The sequence below is a fragment of the Ectothiorhodospiraceae bacterium 2226 genome (genome assembly GCA_013348725.1).
Classification (GTDB): Bacteria; Pseudomonadota; Gammaproteobacteria.
The window spans coordinates 275,077-297,133 of the sequence record CP054689.1; the positions used below are offsets into that span (position 1 = coordinate 275,077).

Sequence of the window (22,057 nt, forward strand, 5' to 3'; positions counted from 1 at the left end):
CGTACACGGGCATGAGATCATTGGCGCGCCTTTTTTCCGCGTAACGGGACCCACATGACGGCGCAGATCATCGACGGCAAGGCCTTGGCCGAGAGGGTAATACAAGAGGTCAAGGCGCGCGTGGACGCGCGTTCGGCCGACGGCGAGCGCGCCCCCGGGCTGGCCGTAATCCTGGTGGGTCAGGACCCCGCCTCCGAGGTCTACGTACGCAACAAGCGCCGGGCCTGCGAACGCGCAGGCATCCGCTCGTTTGCCCACGACCTGCCCGCCGATGCCTCGCAGGCCGAACTGCTGGCGCTGATCGACGAACTCAACGAGAACGAGGCGGTGGACGGCATTCTGGTCCAGCTCCCGCTCCCGCGTCATTTCGATCCCGAGACGGTGATCGAGCGCATCCGTCCGGACAAGGACGTGGATGGCTTTCATCCGTACAACATCGGCCGCCTCGCCCTGCGCCTACCGGTGCTGCGCCCCTGCACCCCGCGTGGCGTCATGCGCCTGTTGCAGACCACCGGGGTGCCCTACAAGGGCAGTCACGCGGTCATCGTCGGCGCCTCCAATATCGTCGGACGCCCGATGGGGCTGGAGTTGTTGCTCGCCGGCTGCACGGTCACCACCTGCCACCGCTTCACCAAGGACCTCGCGATACATGTCGGGGCGGCCGACATCCTCGTGGTCGCGGTGGGTAAGCCGGGGGTGCTGGACAGTGCGTGGATCAAGCCGGGCGCCGTGGTGGTCGACGTCGGTATCAATCGCGAAGCGAGCGGGCGCCTGGTTGGCGACATCGACTTCGAAGCCGCCCGCGCACGGGCCGCCTGGATTACGCCGGTGCCCGGCGGCGTGGGCCCCATGACGGTCGCCATGCTGCTACAGAACACCCTGGAAGCGGCCGACAAGCTGCACGCGCGCCCCACCCACGCCGTGCTTTGACAGGCACGCGAGCCGACTCGGCCCGCCCCTCTTACTCCCAACGCCAGCGGCTGCCGCCGGCGGCGTCTTCGATGGCCACCCCCATGTCCTTCAACTGATCGCGGATGCGGTCGGCGGTGGCCCAGTCGCGGGCGGCGCGCGCGGCATCGCGCTCGCTCACCAGGCGGTCGATGGCCTGCGCCTGGTCGGCGCGCGCCCCGTCGCCGGCCTGAAAGTAGGCCTCGGGCGCGAGTTGCAGCAACCCCAGCGTGGCGCCCAACTCGCGCAGCAAGGCCGCCAAGGACGCCGCCCGCGCCGGCTCTTCACTGCGAGCGCGGTTGATCGCGTGGCTAAGCTCGAACAACACCGCCAGCGCCTCCGGGGTGTTGAAATCGTCGCGCATGGCGGCGTGAAAACGCCCCGCGTGAGGGTCCTCGGCCGGTGCCTCGCCGGCGGGCAGGTCGCGCAGGGTGGTGTACAGGCTGGTGAGCGCGGCCTTGGCGTGCTCCAGATGCGTGTCGGAATAATTCAGCGGGCTGCGGTAGTGGCTGGCCAGGACGAAATAACGCAACACCTCCGGGTGATAACGCTCCAGCACCTCCCGCACAGTGAAAAAGTTGCCGAGCGATTTCGACATCTTCTCGTTGTCCACGCGCACGAACCCGTTGTGCATCCAGACGTTCACGAACGCATGCCCGGTCGCGGCTTCGGACTGAGCGATCTCGTTCTCATGATGCGGAAACTGCAGGTCCAGGCCGCCGCCGTGGATGTCGAAGTGATCGCCCAGGCAATGGGTGGACATGGCCGAGCATTCGATATGCCAGCCGGGGCGCCCCGCGCCCCACGGCGAGGGCCAGCTCGGCTCGCCGGGCTTGGCCGCCTTCCACAACACGAAATCGAGCGGATCGTCCTTGGCCTCGTCGACCTGCACACGCGCGCCGGCACGCAGGTCTTCCGGGTGCTTGCCCGAAAGCTTGCCGTAGCCCTCGAACCGGCTCACGTCGTAATAGACGTCGCCGTTAGTTGCCGCGTAGGCGTAGCCCTTGTCGATCAGCGTGTGGATCATCGCGACGATCTGATCGATGTGCAGCGTGGCGCGCGGCTCCACCTCGGGACGCAACACGCCGAGACGGTCGGCGTCCTCGTGCATCGCGTCGATAAAGCGCCCGGTGAGCGCCTCCACCGGCTCGCCGCGTTCGTTGGCGCGCTGGATGATCTTGTCGTCGATGTCGGTGACGTTACGCACGTAGCGCACATGCTCGGCGCCATACAGCGCACGCAGGTAGCGGTACACCATGTCGAACACCACCAGCACGCGCGCATGCCCCACGTGGCAGTAGTCGTACACGGTCATGCCGCACACGTACATGCGCACGTTGCGCGCATCGATCGGCGTGAACGCCTCTTTGCGCTTGGTGAGGTTGTTGTGGATGCTCAGGGTAGTCACGCTAGTCCTCTTGGTCGCACCAGGCGGCGAAGCGCGCGCCTGCACGGGCCGTACCGATCAGCGGCAACAGCGCCGCCAGCTCCGGCCCCTCCAACGTGCCGGTGAGCGCCGCGCGCAGCGGCTGGAACAAACCCTTGCCCTTGCGCCCGGTGCGCGCCTTGAGCGCCGCCGCCAGCGCCTTGAAGTCCGTGCCGTGCGTGTCGAGCAGCTCGGCGGCCGCGGCGAAGAACGCCCCCCCGGCCTGCTCGACCGCGCCGCGTGCGGGCCCCTCCAAAGCCAGTGGCTCGCCGTACACCGCGCGCACCCAATACTCCACATCTTCGGTCAGCCACACGTTGTCGCGCACCGCCTGCAGAAACGCCGGTTGTTCGGCGGCCGGCACCGGGCCGAGCGCCGGTGCCGCCCATGCCAGCAGGGCGGCCATGTCCAGGGCGCCCAGCGCCTCGCGCTGCCACGCCGTCAGGCGCGCCGCGTCGTGCTGCGCCGGCGCGCGCCCCACGCGCGCGAGATCGAACGCACGCGCCAGCGCGGGCAGCGGCGCCAGCGCATTGTCCTCGTAATAATGGCCCAAACGCGCAAGATGGTTGACCACGGCGAGCGGCAGGTAACCCGCCGCCCGCAGCGCGCCCAGCGCAAGGCTGTCGCTGCGCTTGGACAGCGGCTGGGCGTCCTCGCCCACCACCAAGGGAAGATGCCCATAGCGCGGGACCGGCAGATCGAGCGCTCGCAGCAACGCAATCTGACGCGGGGTGTTGCTGATGTGATCCTCGCCGCGCAGCACGTGCGTGACCCCCATCAGCGCGTCGTCCACTGCGTTGCTAAAGAAGAAGGCGGGGCTCCCATCGGCGCGCCGGATCACGAAATCGCCGATGTCCGCGGCGCGAAACTGCTGGCGTCCGCGCACCAGGTCATCGAAGTCCAGCGTAGCGCGCGCGGGCATGCGAAAGCGCAGCGTGTGCGCCTCGCCCGCCGCCACCCGCCGCGCCACCTCCGCGGCCGCCAATGCCGCGCAGCGCCCGGAGTAACGTGGCGGGCGCCCCGCCGCCCGCTGTGCGGCGCGCTCGGCCTCCAACTCGCCCACCGTGCAAAAGCAGGGATAGGCGTGGCCGCCGTTCACCAGCCGGTCGAGCTGCGCCGCGTAGACGGCGCCGCGCTCGGATTGACGAAACGGCCCCTCCGGCGCCTCACGGTCAGGGCCCGCGTCCCACGCCAAGCCCAGCCAACGCAGATCCTCCATTAGGTCCGCCTCGTGGGAGGCCTCCGAACGGATGGCATCGGTATCCTCGATGCGCAGCAGAAAGCGGCCGGCGGCGGCGTGGGCCAGCAGGTAGCTGAACAGCGCGGTACGCGCGTTGCCGAGGTGCAGGCGGCCGGTCGGGCTGGGCGCGAAGCGCGTGATGGCGGGTGTGACGGTCATGCGGGCGCATGTTAGCCCAAAGCGCCGGAGCGACCAAGGCGCACCGGGGCCCTCGGGTTTCGCGCCCTGCGCAAACCTTCTATCATTGCCCGCTTTACCAGGAGGAATGCCCCGATGCTGCGCGCCTTATTGCTCCTCACCGGCCTGAGCCTCGCCGGTACCGCCTTCGCCGAGCAGGCAGCCCCCACCGTGCGGCTGCAGACCAACCTCGGCGACATCGTGCTCCAGCTCGACCGAGAGAAGGCGCCGCAGACCGTCGACAACTTTCTGCAGTACGCCCGCGATGGGCATTACGAGGGGACCATCTTCCACCGCGTCATCGACGGCTTCATGATCCAGGGCGGCGGCTTCACCGCCGACTTCGAGCAGAAGCCCACCCGCGACCCGATTCCCAACGAGGCCGACAATGGTCTCAAGAACACCCGCGGCACGGTGGCCATGGCGCGTACGGGGCATCCGCACTCGGCCACGGCGCAGTTCTTCATCAACGTCGTCGACAATCCGTTCCTCGACCACCGCGCTCCCAACATGGCCGGCTGGGGCTACGCCGTTTTCGGCGAGGTCGTCGAGGGCATGGACGTGGTAGACCAGATTCGCCGCGTGGCGACCGGTCCGGGCGGACCCATGCCCTCGGACGTGCCGCGCTCACCGATCGTCATCCAAGCCGTATCGGTCGACTAAAGAGGGATCACGCATGATCAGGATGCACACCAACCAGGGCGTCATCGATATCCGTCTGCACGAGGACAAGGCGCCCGACACCTGCAAGAACTTCCTGCGCTACGTGCAGGAAGGCTTCTACGACGGCACGATCTTCCACCGCGTGATCAACGGCTTCATGATTCAGGGCGGCGGCATGGAGCCGGGTATGCGCGAGAAGCAAACCCACGGCCCGGTGCGCAACGAGGCCGACAACGGGCTGAAGAACCTGCGCGGCACGCTTGCCATGGCGCGCACGCAGGATCCGCACTCGGCCACCGCGCAGTTCTTCATCAACGTCGCCGACAACGCCTTCCTCGATCACCGCGCCCCGACCGTGGAAGGCTGGGGTTACTGCGTGTTCGGCGAAGTGGCGGGCGGCATGGACACGGTGGACCAGATCAAGCGTGTGCCGACCACCACCCGCGGCTTCCACCAGGACGTGCCGGCGGACGACGTCGTGATCGAACGCGTCGAAGTGGTCGACGAGGCGTGATCACCCTCTTCATCTCGGACCTGCACCTCGAAGGCAACCGTCCGCATATCGCCCAGCGCTTCGTGCGGTTTCTGCAGGAGGATGCCGTACGGGCCGACGCCCTCTACATCCTGGGCGATCTGTTCGAGGCCTGGCTCGGCGACGACGTGATCGTGCCCGAGGTGCAACCGATCATGCAGGCGCTGCGCGCGACCTCGGCAGCGACGCCGGTCTACCTGATGCACGGCAACCGCGACTTCCTGCTCGGGGAAGGCTTTGCGGAGGCGACCGGCGTGCACCTGCTTCCCGATCCCAGCGTCATCGATCTGTACGGCACGCCGACGCTGCTCATGCACGGCGACAGCCTGTGCACGGACGACGCGCAGTATCAGCAGTTCCGCGCCATGGTGCGCGATCCCGCCTGGCAGGCGCAGGCGCTCGCGCTGAATCCCGAGGCGCGCATCGCCAAGGCACGCGAACTGCGCGCCATGAGCCGCGAGGCCAACACCATGAAGGCGGAGGACATCATGGACGTCAATGCCGACGCGGTGGTGGCGGTGCTGCGCGAGCACGGCGTACGGCGGCTGATCCACGGCCATACCCATCGCCCGGCCCACCACACGCTGAGCGTGGACGGTGCGCCGGCCGAGCGCTGGGTGCTGAAGGACTGGGATACCGAAGGGGGCGTGCTGGAATGTGATGCCGCCGGCTGCCGGGCGCGTACCCTCGACTGACCGGCGGCGCGAACCGCTAGCGCGCGGCCTCAAAAACCGCCGAGCGAATAGCGCTCGTAGCTCTCCGGCAGGCGGAACAGGGCCTCGTCGACCGGCCAAGCGGGCTCGTGCGCGGTGAGATAGCGGCCCACCGCGCCGTCCTCGGAGCGCTCCCACACGGGCAGTCCGTGTTCCAGGTGGCGCGCCGGGGCGTAGATATGCGTCGCAAGGTCGCAGGGTCGACGCATGTCGGGCGGCACCATGGCGAGCGACGCACCATGCTGGCCGGCGAGCACGGTCAGGAACTCGCCCACCGCGGCGACTGCCTCGTCGTACAATCCCGGCACGCTCACCACCTCGTTGCATACCTCGCCGTTGGCGATAAAGCGGTGACGCTGGGCGTCATGCCCGGCGACGGCTTCGGGCAACGCGTCCCCGAGCTCGACGCGCTCCTCGTCGAGCTCCAAGGCCATGCCCGGGGCCTCCTCCACCGCGCGCGGCTCGATCACGAGGATATTGCCGTTCATGTTGTTCACGCTGTAGATGGTCTGCGTGCCGCGGTCGAACAACACGAAGTCGTCCGCGTCCTCGCCACCGTCCATGCGCATGAACTCGCGTGTCACCAGGGTGCGCGTCAAGTAGGGCTCGGAGCCATGCTCCTGCTCCATGAACGTCAGCATCAGGCTGGCGGGCTGCTCGCCGGCGCGCTCGCAGCCCGCCAATCCAAGACCGACCGCGCCGAGACTGATCGCGACCCCGACCGAAAGCGTACGCCTCACTCCCCGTTTCATGCGTCCAACCCCTCCAGGAACGTCATTTCATCATCCGAGAATCCGGCCTCGCGCCGGGCCTCCCAATGGAACGGCCCCTTGAGCCGCCCCTTCATGTGGCGCGCGATCAGCGCCTTGAACGTCGCCCCCGGCTCAAGGCCCCGCGCGGCACAGGCGTAGCGATACCAGCGCGAACCGACCGCGACGTGCCCCTTCTCGTCGCGCAGGATGATCGTCAGGATTTCCACCGCGCGGGCGTCGCCCGCCGCCGCCAAGCGCTCCATCAAGCCCGGCGTGACGTCCAACCCGCGCGCCTCCAGCACGCGCGGCACCAGCGCCATACGCGCCACCACATCATGCGCCGTCTCGCAGGCCATCTCCCACAACCCGTCGTGGGCATCGAAGTCGCCGTAGGCGTACCCGAGCGACGCGAGGTGGGCCTGCAGCAACTCAAAGTGCAGCGCCTCCTCGGCCGCGACCCGCAGCCAGTCACCATAATACGCCGGCGGCAGACCGCGAAAGCGGTACACGGCATCCAGACCGAGATTGATGGCGTTGAACTCGATATGGCACAGGGCGTGGATCAGCGCGGCGCGCCCTTCGCGACTGCCTAGCCCGCGCTTGGGCAGAACGCGAGGCGGCACCAGGCGCGGACGTGCCGGCCGCCCCGGCACGGGCACCGGCACGGCCGCCGCTTCCTCGCCGGCGACGGCGCGCCCCGCGTCCCACGCCGTCTGCAACGCCCGGGTCGCGGCCACCTTGCGAGTGGGGTCGCACATCATCAGCGCGGCGTGGGCACCCTGCGTGAGCGAGGCGGCGCTCATGCCCGGCTCGCCACGGGAAACAGCGGCGCCACCTCGATGTGCAATACGGCCTGCGCCGCGCGCAACGCGGCCTCGGCCTCGGCGGCCGAAGGGGCGCGCGCGAACACGAAACCAAGGTAGCTCGCACCCTCCGGCAGCGGTGTTAGCGTGTAGCCTTCCCGGACCTCGATCACCACATCCTCCACGTACGGTATCTTGAGCGCCGCCAGCACGCCTGACACCCGTCGCAGGACGCCGGCGCGCGGCGTCGGCAACATCAGCACACCGGCCCCGCCCTGCGGCGGCGCCGACTCCGGGGCGCTGCCCAGCAGTTGACCCAACACGAGGTCCTCGAGCTCCATGCCCGTGCCCCAGCGCAGCAATCGGCCACACAACCCGCCGATGGTGCGCGCCGCCACTTCCAGTAGCCACACCCCTTCGTCGTTCACTCGACACTCGGCGTGCACCGGCCCATGCCGCAAGCCGTACGCCGCACAGGCGCGCGCCACCTCGGCGGCGACGGCCTGCTGGACGCCAATCGGATGGCGCGAGGGCGTCACGTAATAGGTCTCTTCGAAGAACGGGCCGTCCAAGGGATCGGGCTTGTCGAATACCGCAAGCACACGCAGCTCACCGTCCTCGAGCAGGCCTTCGAGCGCAACCTCCACTCCGGGGACGAAACGCTCGAGCAGCGCCGTCGCGCGCTCGTGTGCACAGGCGGCCTCGCGCACGATGGCGCGCAGGCGCGCGCCGGCATGCTCGAGCGCTGCGGGCGTGTCGACCCGCATCACGCCGCGGCTGCCCGACATCGCCACCGGCTTGATCACGGCAGGAAAGGGAAAGTCGGCGGCCTGCGGCACGAGCGGCCGAGTGAGATCCACAACGCGGTGCGGCGGTATCCGCACGCCCGCCGCCGCCAGCCGTGCGCGCGCGAGATCTTTGCGCCGGGCGAGGCGAGCCGCCTCGGGTGGGTTATGTGGCAGCCCCAAGGCCCGACAGGCACGTGCCGCAAGCTCCAGGCTGGCGTCGTCCAGACCCAGCACCCCGGCGAAGGGGGCCCGCTCGGCCGCCTCGAGGATGCGCCGCAGCGCGGCGTCGGGCTGCGAAAAGTCGATGTGCAGCCCCTGTGCATAGGCGGCCACCAGAGAGTGGCGCCCTTCCGAGGCGACCAGCACCTCCGCGCCCCGGCGCAGCGCCGCACTCATGTAGGGGCCGGTGCGGTAGCTGCCGTGCGGCGCAACCAGCAGCAGGCGCGGGTTAGAAACCGGCGCCTCCACCACATCCGGCGCAGGCGCCGCTGCCGCCGAGGACCTGGAACACCTTATTGAACACGAAGCTCGGCGTGTCCTCGTCGAAATCGATCTCGCAGCCGTCGAGATAGTTCATCGCCACGCTGTCCACCACCAGACGGAAGCCCTCCCCCTCCAGCACGCGATCGTAGGCCGTGGTCTCCTCGGCAAAGGTCATGCCGTAGCTCATGCCACCGCAACCGCCGCCGGAGACGAACACGCGGATGGCCTCCACGCTGTCGTCGGCATCGGCCTGCAGTTCGGCCAGTTTGCTGCGCGCCGCCTCGCTGAGCCGCATCTCGTGGTCCAAGATGGTGTTCGAGTAGTTCGCTTCAGGCATTCCTGCACCTCCGTGGTTCTATCGGCACATTATACAGGGTGCGCCCGGTCCCACTGATATAATGCGGGCGTTCGCAACCGCGACTCATCGTCATTCGGGGCTGCGCGCCCGCTCCGGGGCGGCGCGCCCGGGAAACTTCTGGAGGTCCATCATGACGCGCACCGTGTTTTGCCAGGTCTTGAAGCAGGAAGCCGAGGGACTGGAGCGCCCGCCGCACCCCGGGGAACTCGGTCAGCGTATCTTTGAGAACGTCTCCAAGGAGGGCTGGCGCCAGTGGCTGGAACGCCTGTCGGCCATCATCAACGAAAACCGACTGAACACCGCCGACCCGGCCAGCATCGCCGTCATCGAGAAGCACATGGTCGGCTTTCTGTTCGGCGAGGGTGAGGCTGGGACCCTGCCGGAGGGATTTCGCCCGCCGGGGCAGAAGAAGTAGACGAGAACCGCCCGCGTCACCTTATCCGCAGGCCCAGCACCAGATCCATGACGTTGGTGCCGGTCGGGCCGGTGTCGACGAGGTCACCCGCCGCTTCCAGAAACGTGCCGGCGTCTGCGTGGCGTAGCGCGCGCGCCGCGTCCTCGCCGGCGGCCTCGCCGCGCGCCACGCTCCCCCCATCGATCAGCGCACCGGCCTCCTCGGTCGGCCCGTCGCTGCCGTCGGTACCGACCGCGAGCAGCCACACCCCACCCTGCCCCGCCAATTCGCGCGCCGCCGCGAGGGCGAGGTGCTGATTGCGGCCGCCACGGCCCGGATGCGGCGGCAGCGTCACGGTGGTCTCGCCGCCCCATACGTGCAGTCCGTCCGGCCCTTCCAGCAGGCTGCGCGCCAGCTGCTCACCCAAACCCGCCGCCTCGCCCGCCAGCGGTGCCGCATGTTCGTGCACGGCGAGCCCCCGCTCCACGGCGGCGGCCACCGCCGCACGGCGCGCGTGGCCGTTACTCGCGAGGATGTGGCTGCTCACCCAAGCCGCCGCCGGCTCGTCCGCGGCCAGAGGCGGCGGCGCCCGATCGAGCAACGCGGCGACCCAGTGGGGCAGGTGTGCCGGCAGTGGCGGCCACGCCACGGGATAGAGGGGAGCCGAGCCGATGATGTCGAGGCGATCGTCCGGCACATCGGAGATGACCAACTGCAGGACCCGCCGCCCTGCCAGAACGCGCGCGAGGCGCCCCGCCTTGACCAGGGAGACCCGCTGGCGCAGAGCGTTGACCTGATCGATGGGAAGGCCGCTGGCGAGCAGCCAGCGGTTCAGGCGCACCAATGCCTCCAACTCCACCCCCGCCGGCAGCGCTTCCAGCAGCGCGGAGGCGCCGCCCGAGAGCAGGAACATAAGCGAGGCATCGTGCGGTGTCCCGGCGATCCACTCCCGGACACGCCGGCCCGCGCGCAGGCTCTCGGCATCCGGCTCCGGGTGTCCGGCTTCAATACATTCGAGAGCGCGACAGCCGGGCGCCAGATGGCCGGGCTTGGTGACCACCAGTCCGTCCAACCCCGGCCAGTGCGCCAGCGCACCGGCCGCCATGCTGCAGGCGGCCTTGCCGACGCTCAACAGCGCGCTCGGGCGCGGCGGGCGATGCGCCGCAAGATAGTCCGCAACCACCCGCTCCCCGCGCACGCTTTCCAGCGCGGCGTGGAGCAGGTGGAGCAGCGTGTCGCGCGGAGTCACGCCGCCGCTACGATCCCTGCTGCGGCGCGGCGGCGTCCCGTTCCGCGCGGTCGCGGCGCTTACTCGTCACGTTCTGACGCTTGAGCGGGCAGAACTTGGCATCGAAGCTTTCGTCGCCGATGCAGCCGTAGACGGTGTCGAGCGCGGCGTCTTCGGTACGGAAAAAGTTCTCGGCGCCGATCTCCTCATACAGCCCGGTGCGGTGCATCACCTGCATCACCTGCCACTTGAGGCCACTGAACACCATGGTAATGCCGTTGTCCCGCAGGCGCCGCACCAGGTTGTGAATGGTGTCTTCGCCCGATGCGTCCACCTCGTTAATGCCGTCGCCCACCACCAGCACGTACTCGGCCTTGGGATTGGCCGCGACCGCTTCCAGGATCGCATCCTCGAAGTGGGGCACATTGGCGAAGTAGAGCGAGCCGTCGAAGCGCACCGCGATAATGTGTTCGCTGGTCGGCAGGTCGTGGATACGCGCATCGCGCAGCGTGCCGTCCGGATGGCGACCGAGAATCGCCACGCGCGGCTTCATGGTGCGGAACAGATACAACACGATGGCGAGGCCGGCGCCGGCCAGGATGCCCATATCCAGATGCGGCGCGAACGACAGCGTGGCGAGAAAGGTCACCACCGCGGCGATACCGTCGTGCTTATTCGCCTGCCAGGCATGCTTGATGGCGCCGAAGTTGATCAGGCCCACCACCGCCATCATGATGATCGCGGCCAACACCGCTTGCGGCAGGTGGTAGAGCAGCGGCGTGAGGAACAGCAGCGTGATCAGCACCACCACCGCCGTGAACACCGCGGCCATGCCGGACTTGGCCCCGGCGTTGAGGTTGACCGCCGAACGACTGAACGAGCCGCTGACCGGGAAGGACTGACTCAGACTGCCCGTGATGTTGGCCAGGCCCTGGCCGACCAACTCCTGATTCGGGTCGAGGCGCTGCTTGGTCTTGGCCGCCATTGCCTTGGCAATGGAGATCGCCTCCATGAAGCCGACCAGGGCGATCACCACCGCCGAGGCCAGCAACGTGCTGATCTTGTCCCAGGTGAGGGACGGCGCCTGCAGGGACGGCAGGCCGGAGGGAATCGCGCCAACCACTTCGCCACCGCCGACCAGCACCAACTGGTCGCCATCGACCGCGCGCACACGCCAGCGCACCGCCTCCGCGTCCAGGTGCGCAGGCACCTCGCCGTAGCGATACAGCAACGGCTCGCCGTCGGGCCCCTCGGCCCGCTGCAGACGCTGGCCGCGCAGGGCCCGCTCATGCCCCACCAGCGCGGCCTCGGCATCCGCCAGTTCCTGCTCCAGCAGCGCGCGTCGCTGGGCTGCGGGATCGCCCTCCGCGCGCCCGCGCTCGTCGGCCGCGGGTGCCGCACCCAGTGACGCCTGCAGTTCCGCGATGCGCCCCTGCACCCCGCGCACTTCGTCCACCAGCGCCTGCACATCGGCATCGGCCACCGCCGCGACCGGCACGCTGCCGGTCCGCTCGAAGCCGATCGCCCAGCTCAGCACGGTGGTGACCACCACCGCCATCAGTACGCCCGGCACCTTGGGCACGTACTTCTTGAGGGAGATCATGATCGCGAAGGCCAGCAGGCCCATCAGCAGACTGGGCCAATGCGCCGCCGCGATCTGCTGAAACACCGCCAGGATGTTGAGAAAGAAGTAGTCGCTGGTCCCCATCTGCACGCCGAGCAGCTTATTGAGCTGCGACAGGCCGATGATGATCGCCGCGGCGTTGGTAAAGCCGACGATGACCGGATGGGACAGGAAGCTGACGATCACGCCCAGCTTGAAGACGCCCAGCAGCAACTGGGTGACGCCCACCATCAAGGCGAGCAGGATGGCGAGCGCGATGAATTCCTCGGTGCCTTCAGCCGCCAGTGGAATGAGCGCCGAGGCGGTGAGCAGCGAGACCACGGCCACCGGGCCGGTCGCCAGCTGATTGGAAGAGCCCCATAGAGCGCCAACCAGGACCGGAATAAAGGAGGCGTACAGGCCGTAGTACGCCGGCAGCCCCGCCAGCTGCGCGTAGGCCATCGACTGGGGAATCAGAACCAGCGCGACGGTGATACCCGCCATCAGGTCGGTGCGCAGGTGTTCCTTGCGTAAGGGGAACCAGCGTAAAAAGGGAAATACGCGCTGCATGTAGCTCATTCGGATCCTAGCCCCCAAGCCCGCCGCGCCGCAGCCCGGCATATCATCAAATCGTAATATGCTACCAGCGGCTGGCGCAGCTGACAAAAATGCCGCTCAGAAAAAAGGGCCCGAGCGGGCCCTTCTTCCGGTAGCAGAGGTTCAACTCCGCCGAATCAACCGTGGTCGACGGCCTTCATACTGAGGCGGATACGACCCTGCTTGTCCACCTCCAGCACCTTGACCTTGACCACGTCGCCCTCGGACAACTTGTCGGCGACATTCTCTACGCGCTCTTCCGAGATCTGAGAAATGTGCACCAGGCCGTCGCGCCCCGGCAAAATGGTCACGAAGGCGCCGAAGTCCATCAGCTTGGCGACGCGCCCCTCGTACACCATCCCCACCTCGACATCGGCGGTGATCTGCTCGATACGCTTGCGCGCCTCGTCGCCGGCCGCCTTGTCGACCGACGCGATCTTCACCACGCCGTCATCATTGATGTCGATGGTTGCGCCGGTCTCTTCGGTGATGGCGCGGATGGTGACCCCGCCCTTGCCGATCACGTCGCGGATCTTGTCCGGGTGGATGCGCATGGTCACGATCCGCGGCGCATACTCGGACATCTCTTCGCGCGGCTTGTGGATCGCTTCGTTCATGCAGCCGAGGATATGCAGGCGGCCATCCTTCGCCTGCGCCAGCGCTTGCTCCATGATTTCGCGGGTGATGCCGTCGATCTTGATGTCCATTTGCAGGGCGGTCACGCCCTGCTCGGTACCGGCCACCTTGAAATCCATGTCGCCGAGGTGGTCCTCGTCGCCCAGGATGTCGCTCAGCACTGCGAAGCCATCGGCCTCTTTGATGAGGCCCATGGCGATGCCCGCCACCGGCGCCTTCACCGGCACACCGGCGTCCATCAGCGCGAGGCTGGTACCGCAGACCGTCGCCATGGAACTGGAGCCGTTGGACTCGGTGATCTCGGAGACCACCCGAATCACGTACGGGTAGCTCTCCATGTCCGGCATGGCGGCGGCGATGCCGCGCTTGGCGAGGCGGCCATGGCCGATCTCGCGGCGCTTGGGGCTGCCCACAAAGCCGGTCTCGCCTACGCTGTAGGGCGGGAAGTTGTAATGCAGCATGAAGGGCTCTTTACGCTCGCCCTCGATCGCATCGATGACCTGCGCGTCGCGCCCGGTGCCCAGCGTCGTAATCACCAGCGCCTGGGTCTCGCCGCGCGTGAACAGCGCCGAACCGTGGGCGCGCGGGAGCACGCCGGTACGAATCGTGATCGGACGCACGGTCTTGGTGTCGCGTCCGTCGATGCGCGGCTGGCCGGCGATGATGTTGCCGCGCACCACCCGCTTCTCGACCTTATCGAACGCACCTCGCACCTCGTCGGCGCTACGCCCGCTCTCCTCGCCGGTGAACCGCGCGAGTATATCGTCGCGGATCTCGCCGACACGCGCGTAGCGCGCCTGCTTCTCGCGAATCTGGTATGCCTCGGTCAAGGCACCTTCGCAGGCCTCGGCGACGGCCTGATGCAGCGCCTCGTCTTGCGCCGGCGGCTGCCAGTCCCAGCCCGGCTTGGCGGCCTCGCGCACCAGCTCCTGGATCATGCCGATCACCGCCTGGATCTGCTCGTGACCGTACATGACGGCCCCCAGCATGACGTCCTCCGGCAGCTCCTTGGCCTCGGACTCCACCATCAACACAGCGCGCTCGGTGCCCGCCACGACGAGGTCGAGCTGCGAGTCCTTGAGTTGGCTGAGGGTGGGATTCAGCAGGTAGTCGCCGTCCTTATAGCCGACCCGGGCGCCGCCGATGGGCCCGTTGAAGGGGGCACCGGAGAGCGCCAGGGCGGCGGACGCACCGATCATGGCGGGAATATCGGGATCGATCTCGGGATCGAGCGAGACCACCGTGGCGATGATCTGGACTTCGTTGGTGAAACCGTCGGGGAAGAGGGGGCGGATCGGGCGATCGATGAGGCGGCTGGTGAGGGTTTCCTTTTCGCTGGGTCGCCCTTCGCGCTTGAAGAAACCGCCGGGGATCTTGCCGGCCGCGTAGGTGCGCTCCTGATAGTTGACGGTGAGCGGGAAGAAATCACGCCCTTCCACCGCCTCCTTCATGGCCACCGCGGTGACCAGCACCACCGTGTCGCCCAGGCTCACCATGACGGCGCCCGTGGCTTGGCGAGCGATCTCCCCCGTCTCCAGTTTGAGCTTGTGCGCGCCCCATTGAATCTCTTTGCGTACCGATGCCATGCGATCTCCTCGACCCCTAGTGAGTTACTGCCTGCGTAACGCTTACCTGCGCAGGCCGAGGCGCGCGATCAGTTCGCGGTAACGCTCCAGATCCTTGCGCTTCAGGTAGTCCAGCAACTTGCGGCGCTGGCTCACCAGGCGCAGCAGACCCTGACGCGAGTGGTGGTCGTGAATGTGGCTCTTGAAGTGGTCGGACAGGTGCTCGATACGCGCCGACAACAGCGCCACCTGCACCTCGGGCGAGCCCGTATCGTTCGATGACCGACGGTATTCGCCGACCACCTGCTGTTTCGCTTCACTGTTCAGCGGCATGAGTACCCAACTCCTGACAAATGTTCGTAATGACTAAGGTGCGATATGTTACCGGTCCGCCAGCGGCCTAACAAGCAGTGGAGCGCGGCCGCGTCCAGCACCCCGGGAGGCCATGGTTCCTGAGCCCCGCGGTCACAGGCTTGCGCGACCAACGGCGCAAGCCTTTGACTGAGTACGCGACTGCGCCGCAGCCCGATGAGGGTGCCGCGCTTGGTCAAGCCACGCTGACCAGACGCTTGGGTGCGACCCGCCCGTCGTCCAGGATCTGCCCAACCCCAAGAAAGCGCTGCGTCGGCCCGAACAGGCGCACCCACCCCCGCGTGGGAGCGCGAGGAATCAGCACCGGCTGGCCCTGACGCAGGTAATGACTCGTGTTCTCGGTGAGCTGCAGCGCCGGCCAGTCGGCGAGGGCGGTGTCCAGAGGCAGCAGGCGCGCGTCCATCGCCGCGCTGCCCTGCTCCGCGAGCTCGGCCAACTCGTCCAGCCCCACGGCGTCGGCGATGTCGAACGGGCCGACCATGCTGCGCCGCAGGCTGGCCAAGTGGGCACCGCAACCGAGCGCCGCGCCGATGTCCTCGGCCAGGGTGCGGATATAGGTCCCCTTGGAGCAATGGACGTCGATCTCGAGCTCATCGCCCTCGAGACGCACCAGCTCCAGGACATGGATGTGCACCGTACGCGGGTCGCGTTCGACCTCGATGCCCTGATGGGCGAGCTTGTAGAGCGGCTGTCCTTGGCGCTTGATGGCCGAGTGCATGGGCGGAATCTGCTCGATGGTACCCGTGAATCGGGCCAGCACCTCGCGCACCTGTGCCTCGGTCAACTCGGGCACGGGCCGGCGCTCGATCACCTCGCCCTCCGCGTCCCCGGTGTTGGTGCGCTCGCCCAGCTTGCATACGCCCTGGTAGCGCTTGTCGGCGTCGAGCAGGAACGCCGACATCTTGGTGGCCTCGCCGAGACACACCGGCAGCAAGCCGGTAGCAAGCGGATCGAGGTTGCCGGTGTGGCCGGCCTTGCGCGCGTTGAACAGCCGCTTCACTTCCTGCAGCGCGGCGTTGGAGGTCAGCCCGGCAGGTTTGTCGAGCAATAAGATGCCGTTGACCGGCCGGCCCCGGGTATATCGACGTGCCAAACTGTCGCCCTCAGTCCTTAACTCTTGTTGCGATCCCCCGCCACCGCCTCATCAATCAGGCGGCTGAGCGCGCTGCCGCGCTCGACGGAGGTGTCGTATACGAAATGCAATTCGGGAATGCTGCGGATCGCCATGCGCCGCCCAAGCTCGTGGCGCAGGAATCCGGCGGCTTGGCGCAGATGGGCCACCACCGCCTCGTGCGGCTCCTCGGTATTCAATGCCGTGACGAACACCTTCGCGTGCGAGAGGTCCCGCGAGACCTCGACCGCCTGCACGGTGATCAGCCCAAAGCGTCGATCCGTTAGTTCCTGCTGAATCAGCGCGGCGAGCTCGCGCTGCATCTGCTCGCCCACGCGCCGATGCCGGGTTCCCTGCTTCGCCATAGAAGTGCGCCCTTGCTGTCCCTGTCCGTGCCCGCAGGCCGGCCGTCCTCAGAGCGTGCGACGCACCTGCACGCGCTCGTAAACCTCGATGTGGTCGCCGGCTTTGACGTCATTGTAGTTTTTCACCGCAATGCCGCATTCCATACCGGCCTTCACCTCGCCCACGTCGTCCTTGAAGCGGCGCAGCGACTCCAGCGCCCCCTCGTAGATCACCACGTTGTCACGCAGCACGCGGATGGGGTTGTTGCGCTTTACGACGCCCTCGGTGACCATGCAGCCGGCCACTGCGCCGAACTTCGGCGAGCGGAACACATCGCGCACCTCGGCGACACCGATGATCTCTTCCTTGAACTCGGGCGCCAGCATGCCGGTCAGGGCCTGCTTGACTTCGTCGATCAGGTCATAGATCACGCTGTAGTAGCGCAAATCCAAGCCTTCTTCTTCCACGCGCCGCTTGGCGGCGGCATCGGCACGCACGTTGAACCCGAGCATTACCGCGTTGGACGCGATCGCAAGGTTGGCGTCCGACTCGGTGATGCCGCCCACGCCGCTGGCGATGACCCTGACCTGCACCTCGTCCGTGGACAGCTTGTTCAGCGCATCGCTGATCGCCTCCACCGACCCCTGCACGTCGGCCTTGAGCACCACGTTGAGCGTGCGGACCTCGCCCTCCTCCATCTGGGCGAACATGTTCTCCAGCTTCGCCGCCTGCTGACGGGCGAGTTTGACCTCGCGCAGCTTGCCTTGACGGTGCAGCGCGATCTCACGCGCCTTGCGCTCGTCGGCCACGACAACCGCTTCCTCACCGGCATCCGGCGCGCCGGACAGACCCAGGATTTCCACCGGCGTCGACGGACCCGCCTCGTCGATGGGCTTGCCGAGATCGCTCAGCATGGCGCGCACGCGCCCATACTCCTTGCCGGCCAACAGCACGTCGCCCTTGCGCAGCGTGCCGCGCTGCACCAGCACGGTGGCCACGGGGCCGCGCCCCTTGTCCAGCCGGGACTCGATTACCACGCCGCGTGCGGGCCCCTCGATCGGCGCGCGCAGTTCCTGAACCTCGGCCTGCAGCAGCACCGTCTCCAGCAGCGCGTCGACGCCCTCGCCGGTCTTGGCGGAGACGTTCACGAACATGGTGTCGCCGCCCCATTCCTCGGGGATGACCTCCTCCTTGACCAGCTCCTGCTTGACCCGGTCGGGATCGGCCTCCGGCTTGTCGATCTTGTTCACCGCCACCACGATGGGAACGCCGCCGGCGCGCGCGTGCTGCACCGCTTCCTTGGTCTGCGGCATGACGCCGTCGTCCGCGGCGACCACCAGGATCACGATGTCGGTCGCCTTGGCGCCGCGGGCGCGCATCGCCGTGAAGGCGGCGTGGCCCGGAGTGTCCAAGAAGGTGATCATGCCGCGATCGGTCTCGACGTGATAAGCGCCGATGTGCTGCGTGATGCCGCCGGCCTCGCCCGCCGCCACCTTGGCGGCACGGATGTGGTCCAGCAACGAGGTCTTGCCGTGATCGACGTGACCCATAATGGTGACCACCGGCGCGCGCGGAGTCGCCTCGCCCTGCTCTTCGGCCATCTCGAGCGCCTCTTCGAGCGCATTTTCTTTGAGCAGTTTGACCTTGTGACCCATCTCCTCAACCACCAGGGCGGCGGTCTCTTGGTCGAGCACCTGATTGATGGTCGCCATCACGCCCATCCTCATCATGCCCTTGATGAGCTCGTTGACCTTGACGGTCATCTTCTGGGCAAGCTCGCCCACCGTGATCGTTTCCGGTAGCGCGACCTCTCGCACGATCGGTGCGGTCGGTGCCTGGAAGCCATGGCGACCAGCGGGGGTCACCACGCGCCCTGCGCCGCGCCCACGCTTCTTACCGCGCCGCCCGCCTTTGCCGGCCGCGACGTGCAGCTCCTGACGCCCATAGCGCGTCGCCGCTCCCTCGCGCTCGCCACCGCCGCGGCGCGCACCGCGCGCATCGGCAGGCCGGCGTTCAGGCGTCGCCCGGGCAGGTGCCGGCGCGGCGACCCGCGCAACATCCGCTTCGGCGCGCCGCGCCTCATCTTCCGCCGCACGACGGGCCGCCTCGGCGGCCTCTTCCTCGGCCTTACGCTTGGCCTCTTCTTCCCGCTGGCGGGCTTCTTCCTCGGCGCGCTTGCGCTCCGCTTCCTGCGCCTCGCGCAGCCGTGCTTCCTCTTCCGAGCGCTGGCGGGCTTCTTCCTCGGCGCGCTGGCGGTCGGCCTCTGCCTGCTCGGCCGCCTGCGCCTCCTCGGCGGCGCGCTCAAGTTCGCTGCGCTTGATGTAAGTGCGCTTCTTACGCACCTCCACCGTCACGGTCTTGCCTCGGCCCTGGCCGGTCTGACGGAGCTCGCTGGTGGTCTTGCGTTTGAGCGTCACTCGGCGCGGGGCCGCCAGCGTACTGGCCTCCTCGGACCCGTGCTTGCGCTGCAGGTATCCCAACAGCTCCACCTTCTCCTTGTCGGTGATGGGGGTGTCCGCGTCCTTCACGGGCAGACCGGCCTCCTTGAGCTGCACTAGCAGCCTGTCCACCGGGATGCCCACGACATCGGCAAATTGCTTGACGCTCACTTCCGACATACCAACCCCCTGCGCATCAACTCCTACGCTCTTCTTCAAACCACGGCGCGCGGGCCGTCATGATCAGCCGCGCTGCGCGCTCCTCGTCCATGCCCTCGACCTCCAGAAGGTCGTCCACGGACTGCTCCGCAAGGTCCTCCATGGTCACCACACCGCGGCTGGCGAGCACATACGCGAGCGGCGAGTCCATACCTTCCATCTCCAGCAGATCCTTGGCGGGCTCGGCCGCGTGCTCTTCCTGTGAGATCGCGCGCGTCAGCAGCACGTCTTTGGCACGCCGGCGCAACTCCTCGACCATTTCCTCGTCGAACTCTTCGATCTCGAGCATCTCGTCCACGGGGACGTAGGCCACCTCTTCGATGCTGGAGAAACCCTCCTGCACCAAAATGGCGGCGACCTCCTCGTCCACGTCGAGCTGCTCCTGGAACAGGGCCTGCAGCGACTTGGCTTCGGCCTCGCTCTTCTCCTCGTACTGCGCCTCGGTCATGACGTTAATCTCCCAGCCGGTCAACTGGCTGGCAAGCCGCACGTTCTGCCCGTTGCGCCCGATCGCCTGCGCCAACTGCTCGTCCATCACCGCGACGTCCATGCTGTGCGCCTCCTCGTCCATGACGATGGAGACCACCTCGGCAGGCGACATGGCATTGATCACGAATTGCGCCGGGTTCTCGTCCCAAAGGATGATGTCGACCCGCTCGCCACCGAGTTCGTTGGACACCGCCTGCACGCGCGATCCACGCATGCCCACGCACGCGCCGACCGGATCGATGCGCGGATCGTTCGAGCGCACCGCGATCTTGGCCCGCAGCCCCGGGTCGCGCGCGGCGCCCATGATATCGATCAGCCCCTCACCGACTTCCGGCACCTCCAATTCGAAGAGCTTGACGAGCATCTGCGGATCGGTACGGCTCACGAACAACTGCGGGCCACGGGCCTCGGGGCGCACGTCCTTCAGATAGCCGCGCAAGCGGTCGTTGGGACGCAAGGCCTCACGCGGAATCAACTCTTCGCGCGGAATCAGCGCCTCGGCATTGCCGCCGAGATCCAGAATCACGCTGCCGCGATCCATGCGCTTGACCACGCCGTTGACCAACTCGCCCACGCGGTCCTGGTAGGCATCGACCACCTGCTGGCGCTCGGCCTCGCGCACCTTCTGCACGATGACCTGCTTGGCCGTCTGCGCCGCGATGCGCCCGAACTCCACCGACTCCATGGGCTCTTCGACGAAGTCACCCACGTTCAGTTCCGGATTCTTCTCGCGCGCGTCGGTGAGGACGATCTGCCGGTCCGGCGCCTCCACGGCGTCGGCGTCTTCCACCACTTCCCAGCGACGAAAGGTACGGTAATCACCGCTCGTGCGGTCGATCTCGACACGCACCTCCATATCCGCCAGATAGCGCTTCTTGGTCGCCGTCGCCAGAGCCGCCTCGATCGCCTCGAAGATAATCTCCTTGTCGACGCCCTTCTCGTTCGAGACGGCTTCCGCCACCAACAGGATCTCTTTCGTCATAGCCCCGCCTCTACCGCGCCCGCCGCACCCCACGGGACGCATCATCCGCGCTTACCAGCCGGCGCACCCGCCCTCAGTTCTCCGGGACCAGGTTCGCCTTCTCCACGTTCACCAGCGGCACGGCATACTCCGCGCCGTCTTCTTCCAGCACCACCGTCTCGTCACGCACGGCGACGATGACACCGGTGATCTTGCGCCGCCCTTCCACCGGTTGCTGCAGGCGCAGCCGCGCCCGGCGACCGAGGAAGCGGTTATAGTGCGCGGCGCTGAACAGCGGCCGATCCAATCCCGGCGATGACACCTCCAGGGTGTAGCGCCCCGGGATCGGGTCCTCGACCTCCAGCACGGCGCTCACCTGGCGACTCACCCGCTCACAGTCGTCCAGCGTGATACCCGCCTCGGCATCGATATACAGTCGCAGCAGTCCGCCGCGGCCGCCCTGGGAGTGAAACTCGGCGCCGACGAGTTCGTAACCGAGCGCCGTCACGGCCGGCTCAATCAAGTTCTCCAAGGCCTTGCCTGCGCGCGCCATTTCACATTCCCGTAAACAAAAAAAGGGCCATAGGCCCACTTCCTTAAACCGCCGACTCGTCGCGTGTTCCGCTACTACTAACCCGCCGCAGCGGTTAACAAAAAGCCCCGATACCGGGGCCCTTCGCACTACCAGGATGTGGTAGCGGGGGTAGGATTTGAACCTACGACCTTCGGGTTATGAGCCCGACGAGCTACCGGACTGCTCCACCCCGCATCTGATTCGTGCATTGTACCCAGCCGCTCCAGGCATTTCAAGCGACAAAACCGCTCCACCGGGTGTCCCTGCGGCACCCGGGCGCTCGCGGCGGCCGGTCAATGACGCTGCAAGTGCCTTTTCAGATCATAGCGATAGATGAACCCAGGGAAGGCGAACACGAGGAAGAGGCAGGCCGTGATGACGTAAAACTCCCACCCCTGTTCGTAGCGCTGGCCGGTAGCCGCCTGTTCCAGACCAAGCGCCATGGCCCCCACGATGAAGTACAGCACGAACCACTCCAGCAAGCGCACATAGAAGGGCTTCACCCCGTCGCGCGGCTGCTTGATGAAAAAGATGCGCTCGCTCAGCCATGGCAGATTGGCGGCCACTATCGCGATCACGAACAAAATGCCTATCGCCAGGCTGTAGGACATCGAATCCCTCCATCGTGGATGCCCGCCGAAG

21 protein-coding genes and 1 tRNA gene are annotated in these 22,057 nt (G+C 67.4%); 5 read left to right on the top strand and 17 right to left on the bottom strand.

Annotation, left to right across the window (positions count from 1 at the left end; genetic code table 11):
• Window positions 1-54: 54 nt before the first annotated feature.
• Window positions 55-930 carry a bifunctional methylenetetrahydrofolate dehydrogenase/methenyltetrahydrofolate cyclohydrolase FolD gene (gene folD / locus HUS23_01290; protein QKT02550.1) on the top strand — a complete coding sequence of 292 codons (876 nt, stop codon included), beginning with the start codon at window positions 55-57 and terminating at the stop codon, window positions 928-930.
• A gap of 31 nt (window positions 931-961) precedes the next feature.
• Here the strand turns inward: folD and HUS23_01295 are convergent, their stop codons facing one another.
• Window positions 962-2,356 carry a cysteine--tRNA ligase gene (locus HUS23_01295; GenBank protein ID QKT02551.1) on the bottom strand — a complete coding sequence of 465 codons (1,395 nt, stop codon included), beginning with the start codon at window positions 2,354-2,356 and terminating at the stop codon, window positions 962-964.
• 1 nt (window position 2,357) lies between these two features.
• Window positions 2,358-3,773 (bottom strand): glutamate--tRNA ligase, encoded by a 1,416-nt coding sequence (locus tag HUS23_01300; GenBank protein ID QKT02552.1) that lies wholly within the window; start codon window positions 3,771-3,773, stop codon window positions 2,358-2,360.
• Between the two features lie 114 nt (window positions 3,774-3,887).
• On the opposite strand from HUS23_01300, the gene HUS23_01305 reads away from it, so the two are divergent.
• The 3 genes from HUS23_01305 to HUS23_01315 are packed head-to-tail and all read left to right on the top strand — an operon-like array spanning window position 3,888 to window position 5,681.
• A complete protein-coding gene (locus HUS23_01305; GenBank protein QKT02553.1) occupies window positions 3,888-4,454 on the top strand; it encodes a peptidyl-prolyl cis-trans isomerase in 567 nt (188 codons plus the stop codon).
• A gap of 13 nt (window positions 4,455-4,467) precedes the next feature.
• Window positions 4,468-4,968 (top strand): peptidyl-prolyl cis-trans isomerase, encoded by a 501-nt coding sequence (locus tag HUS23_01310; protein QKT02554.1) that lies wholly within the window; start codon window positions 4,468-4,470, stop codon window positions 4,966-4,968.
• Window positions 4,965-5,681, top strand: coding sequence for a UDP-2,3-diacylglucosamine diphosphatase (locus tag HUS23_01315; GenBank protein QKT02555.1), 717 nt, complete (start codon window positions 4,965-4,967; stop codon window positions 5,679-5,681). The genes HUS23_01310 and HUS23_01315 overlap by 4 nt, the downstream gene beginning before the upstream one ends.
• A gap of 29 nt (window positions 5,682-5,710) precedes the next feature.
• Here HUS23_01315 and HUS23_01320 read toward each other — a convergent pair whose 3' ends face one another.
• Genes HUS23_01320 through HUS23_01335 form a run of 4 tightly spaced genes read right to left on the bottom strand, consistent with a single transcriptional unit; the run spans window position 5,711 to window position 8,862 of the window.
• Window positions 5,711-6,451, bottom strand: a complete 741-nt coding sequence (locus HUS23_01320) for a hypothetical protein (GenBank protein QKT02556.1) — start codon at window positions 6,449-6,451, stop codon at window positions 5,711-5,713.
• Window positions 6,448-7,254, bottom strand: a complete 807-nt coding sequence (locus HUS23_01325) for a ferritin-like domain-containing protein (protein ID QKT02557.1) — start codon at window positions 7,252-7,254, stop codon at window positions 6,448-6,450. Before HUS23_01325 ends, HUS23_01320 begins: the two co-directional genes overlap by 4 nt.
• Window positions 7,251-8,438 (bottom strand): ATP-grasp domain-containing protein, encoded by a 1,188-nt coding sequence (locus HUS23_01330; protein QKT04922.1) that lies wholly within the window; start codon window positions 8,436-8,438, stop codon window positions 7,251-7,253. Before HUS23_01330 ends, HUS23_01325 begins: the two co-directional genes overlap by 4 nt.
• A 52-nt stretch (window positions 8,439-8,490) precedes the next feature.
• A complete protein-coding gene (locus tag HUS23_01335; GenBank protein ID QKT02558.1) occupies window positions 8,491-8,862 on the bottom strand; it encodes an iron-sulfur cluster assembly accessory protein in 372 nt (123 codons plus the stop codon).
• Window positions 8,863-9,013: 151 nt separating this feature from the next.
• Here HUS23_01335 and HUS23_01340 point away from each other — a divergent pair, with 151 nt between their 5' ends.
• Window positions 9,014-9,298, top strand: coding sequence for an oxidative damage protection protein (locus tag HUS23_01340; GenBank protein QKT02559.1), 285 nt, complete (start codon window positions 9,014-9,016; stop codon window positions 9,296-9,298).
• A gap of 16 nt (window positions 9,299-9,314) precedes the next feature.
• Here HUS23_01340 and HUS23_01345 read toward each other — a convergent pair whose 3' ends face one another.
• The 11 genes from HUS23_01345 to HUS23_01395 form a co-directional block, all read right to left on the bottom strand.
• A complete protein-coding gene (locus HUS23_01345; GenBank protein QKT04923.1) occupies window positions 9,315-10,499 on the bottom strand; it encodes a DUF4147 domain-containing protein in 1,185 nt (394 codons plus the stop codon).
• Window positions 10,500-10,533: 34 nt separating this feature from the next.
• On the bottom strand, window positions 10,534-12,687 hold the full coding sequence (locus HUS23_01350; protein QKT02560.1) for an STAS domain-containing protein: 2,154 nt from the start codon (window positions 12,685-12,687) through the stop codon (window positions 10,534-10,536).
• Between the two features lie 155 nt (window positions 12,688-12,842).
• Complete coding sequence (gene pnp, locus HUS23_01355) at window positions 12,843-14,927, bottom strand: polyribonucleotide nucleotidyltransferase (protein QKT02561.1); 2,085 nt, start codon at window positions 14,925-14,927, stop codon at window positions 12,843-12,845.
• Window positions 14,928-14,969: 42 nt separating this feature from the next.
• The gene (rpsO, locus tag HUS23_01360) at window positions 14,970-15,239 is read right to left on the bottom strand and encodes a 30S ribosomal protein S15 (GenBank protein ID QKT02562.1); all 270 of its coding nucleotides are present in this window, start codon (window positions 15,237-15,239) and stop codon (window positions 14,970-14,972) included.
• 214 nt (window positions 15,240-15,453) lie between these two features.
• On the bottom strand, window positions 15,454-16,371 hold the full coding sequence (gene truB / locus HUS23_01365; protein QKT02563.1) for a tRNA pseudouridine(55) synthase TruB: 918 nt from the start codon (window positions 16,369-16,371) through the stop codon (window positions 15,454-15,456).
• Between the two features lie 17 nt (window positions 16,372-16,388).
• Complete coding sequence (gene rbfA, locus HUS23_01370) at window positions 16,389-16,754, bottom strand: 30S ribosome-binding factor RbfA (GenBank protein ID QKT02564.1); 366 nt, start codon at window positions 16,752-16,754, stop codon at window positions 16,389-16,391.
• 48 nt (window positions 16,755-16,802) lie between these two features.
• Window positions 16,803-19,352, bottom strand: a complete 2,550-nt coding sequence (infB, locus tag HUS23_01375) for a translation initiation factor IF-2 (protein QKT02565.1) — start codon at window positions 19,350-19,352, stop codon at window positions 16,803-16,805.
• Window positions 19,353-19,368: 16 nt separating this feature from the next.
• Window positions 19,369-20,862, bottom strand: coding sequence for a transcription termination/antitermination protein NusA (gene nusA, locus HUS23_01380; GenBank protein ID QKT02566.1), 1,494 nt, complete (start codon window positions 20,860-20,862; stop codon window positions 19,369-19,371).
• 73 nt (window positions 20,863-20,935) lie between these two features.
• Window positions 20,936-21,394 carry a ribosome maturation factor RimP gene (gene rimP, locus HUS23_01385; GenBank protein ID QKT02567.1) on the bottom strand — a complete coding sequence of 153 codons (459 nt, stop codon included), beginning with the start codon at window positions 21,392-21,394 and terminating at the stop codon, window positions 20,936-20,938.
• A gap of 139 nt (window positions 21,395-21,533) precedes the next feature.
• Window positions 21,534-21,610 (bottom strand) — tRNA-Met (locus HUS23_01390).
• A gap of 98 nt (window positions 21,611-21,708) precedes the next feature.
• Window positions 21,709-22,026 (bottom strand): DUF2818 family protein, encoded by a 318-nt coding sequence (locus HUS23_01395; GenBank protein ID QKT02568.1) that lies wholly within the window; start codon window positions 22,024-22,026, stop codon window positions 21,709-21,711.
• Between the last annotated feature and the right edge of the window lie 31 nt (window positions 22,027-22,057).

Excerpts from the sequence above, each read along its gene's own strand:
- HUS23_01310 (QKT02554.1), top strand. The coding sequence starts at position 4,468 with ATGATCAGGATGCACACCAACCAGGGCGTCATCGATATCCGTCTGCAC.
- HUS23_01395 (QKT02568.1), bottom strand. The coding sequence starts at position 22,026 with ATGTCCTACAGCCTGGCGATAGGCATTTTGTTCGTGATCGCGATAGTG.
- rbfA (QKT02564.1), bottom strand. The coding sequence starts at position 16,754 with ATGGCGAAGCAGGGAACCCGGCATCGGCGCGTGGGCGAGCAGATGCAG.
- folD (QKT02550.1), top strand. The coding sequence starts at position 55 with ATGACGGCGCAGATCATCGACGGCAAGGCCTTGGCCGAGAGGGTAATA.
- HUS23_01335 (QKT02558.1), bottom strand. The coding sequence starts at position 8,862 with ATGCCTGAAGCGAACTACTCGAACACCATCTTGGACCACGAGATGCGG.
- rpsO (QKT02562.1), bottom strand. The coding sequence starts at position 15,239 with ATGCCGCTGAACAGTGAAGCGAAACAGCAGGTGGTCGGCGAATACCGT.
- infB (QKT02565.1), bottom strand. The coding sequence starts at position 19,352 with ATGTCGGAAGTGAGCGTCAAGCAATTTGCCGATGTCGTGGGCATCCCG.
- nusA (QKT02566.1), bottom strand. The coding sequence starts at position 20,862 with ATGACGAAAGAGATCCTGTTGGTGGCGGAAGCCGTCTCGAACGAGAAG.
- HUS23_01330 (QKT04922.1), bottom strand. The coding sequence starts at position 8,438 with ATGAGTGCGGCGCTGCGCCGGGGCGCGGAGGTGCTGGTCGCCTCGGAA.
- pnp (QKT02561.1), bottom strand. The coding sequence starts at position 14,927 with ATGGCATCGGTACGCAAAGAGATTCAATGGGGCGCGCACAAGCTCAAA.
- HUS23_01340 (QKT02559.1), top strand. The coding sequence starts at position 9,014 with ATGACGCGCACCGTGTTTTGCCAGGTCTTGAAGCAGGAAGCCGAGGGA.
- HUS23_01350 (QKT02560.1), bottom strand. The coding sequence starts at position 12,687 with ATGAGCTACATGCAGCGCGTATTTCCCTTTTTACGCTGGTTCCCCTTA.
- rimP (QKT02567.1), bottom strand. The coding sequence starts at position 21,394 with ATGGCGCGCGCAGGCAAGGCCTTGGAGAACTTGATTGAGCCGGCCGTG.
- HUS23_01305 (QKT02553.1), top strand. The coding sequence starts at position 3,888 with ATGCTGCGCGCCTTATTGCTCCTCACCGGCCTGAGCCTCGCCGGTACC.
- HUS23_01300 (QKT02552.1), bottom strand. The coding sequence starts at position 3,773 with ATGACCGTCACACCCGCCATCACGCGCTTCGCGCCCAGCCCGACCGGC.
- HUS23_01325 (QKT02557.1), bottom strand. The coding sequence starts at position 7,254 with ATGAGCGCCGCCTCGCTCACGCAGGGTGCCCACGCCGCGCTGATGATG.
- HUS23_01320 (QKT02556.1), bottom strand. The coding sequence starts at position 6,451 with ATGAAACGGGGAGTGAGGCGTACGCTTTCGGTCGGGGTCGCGATCAGT.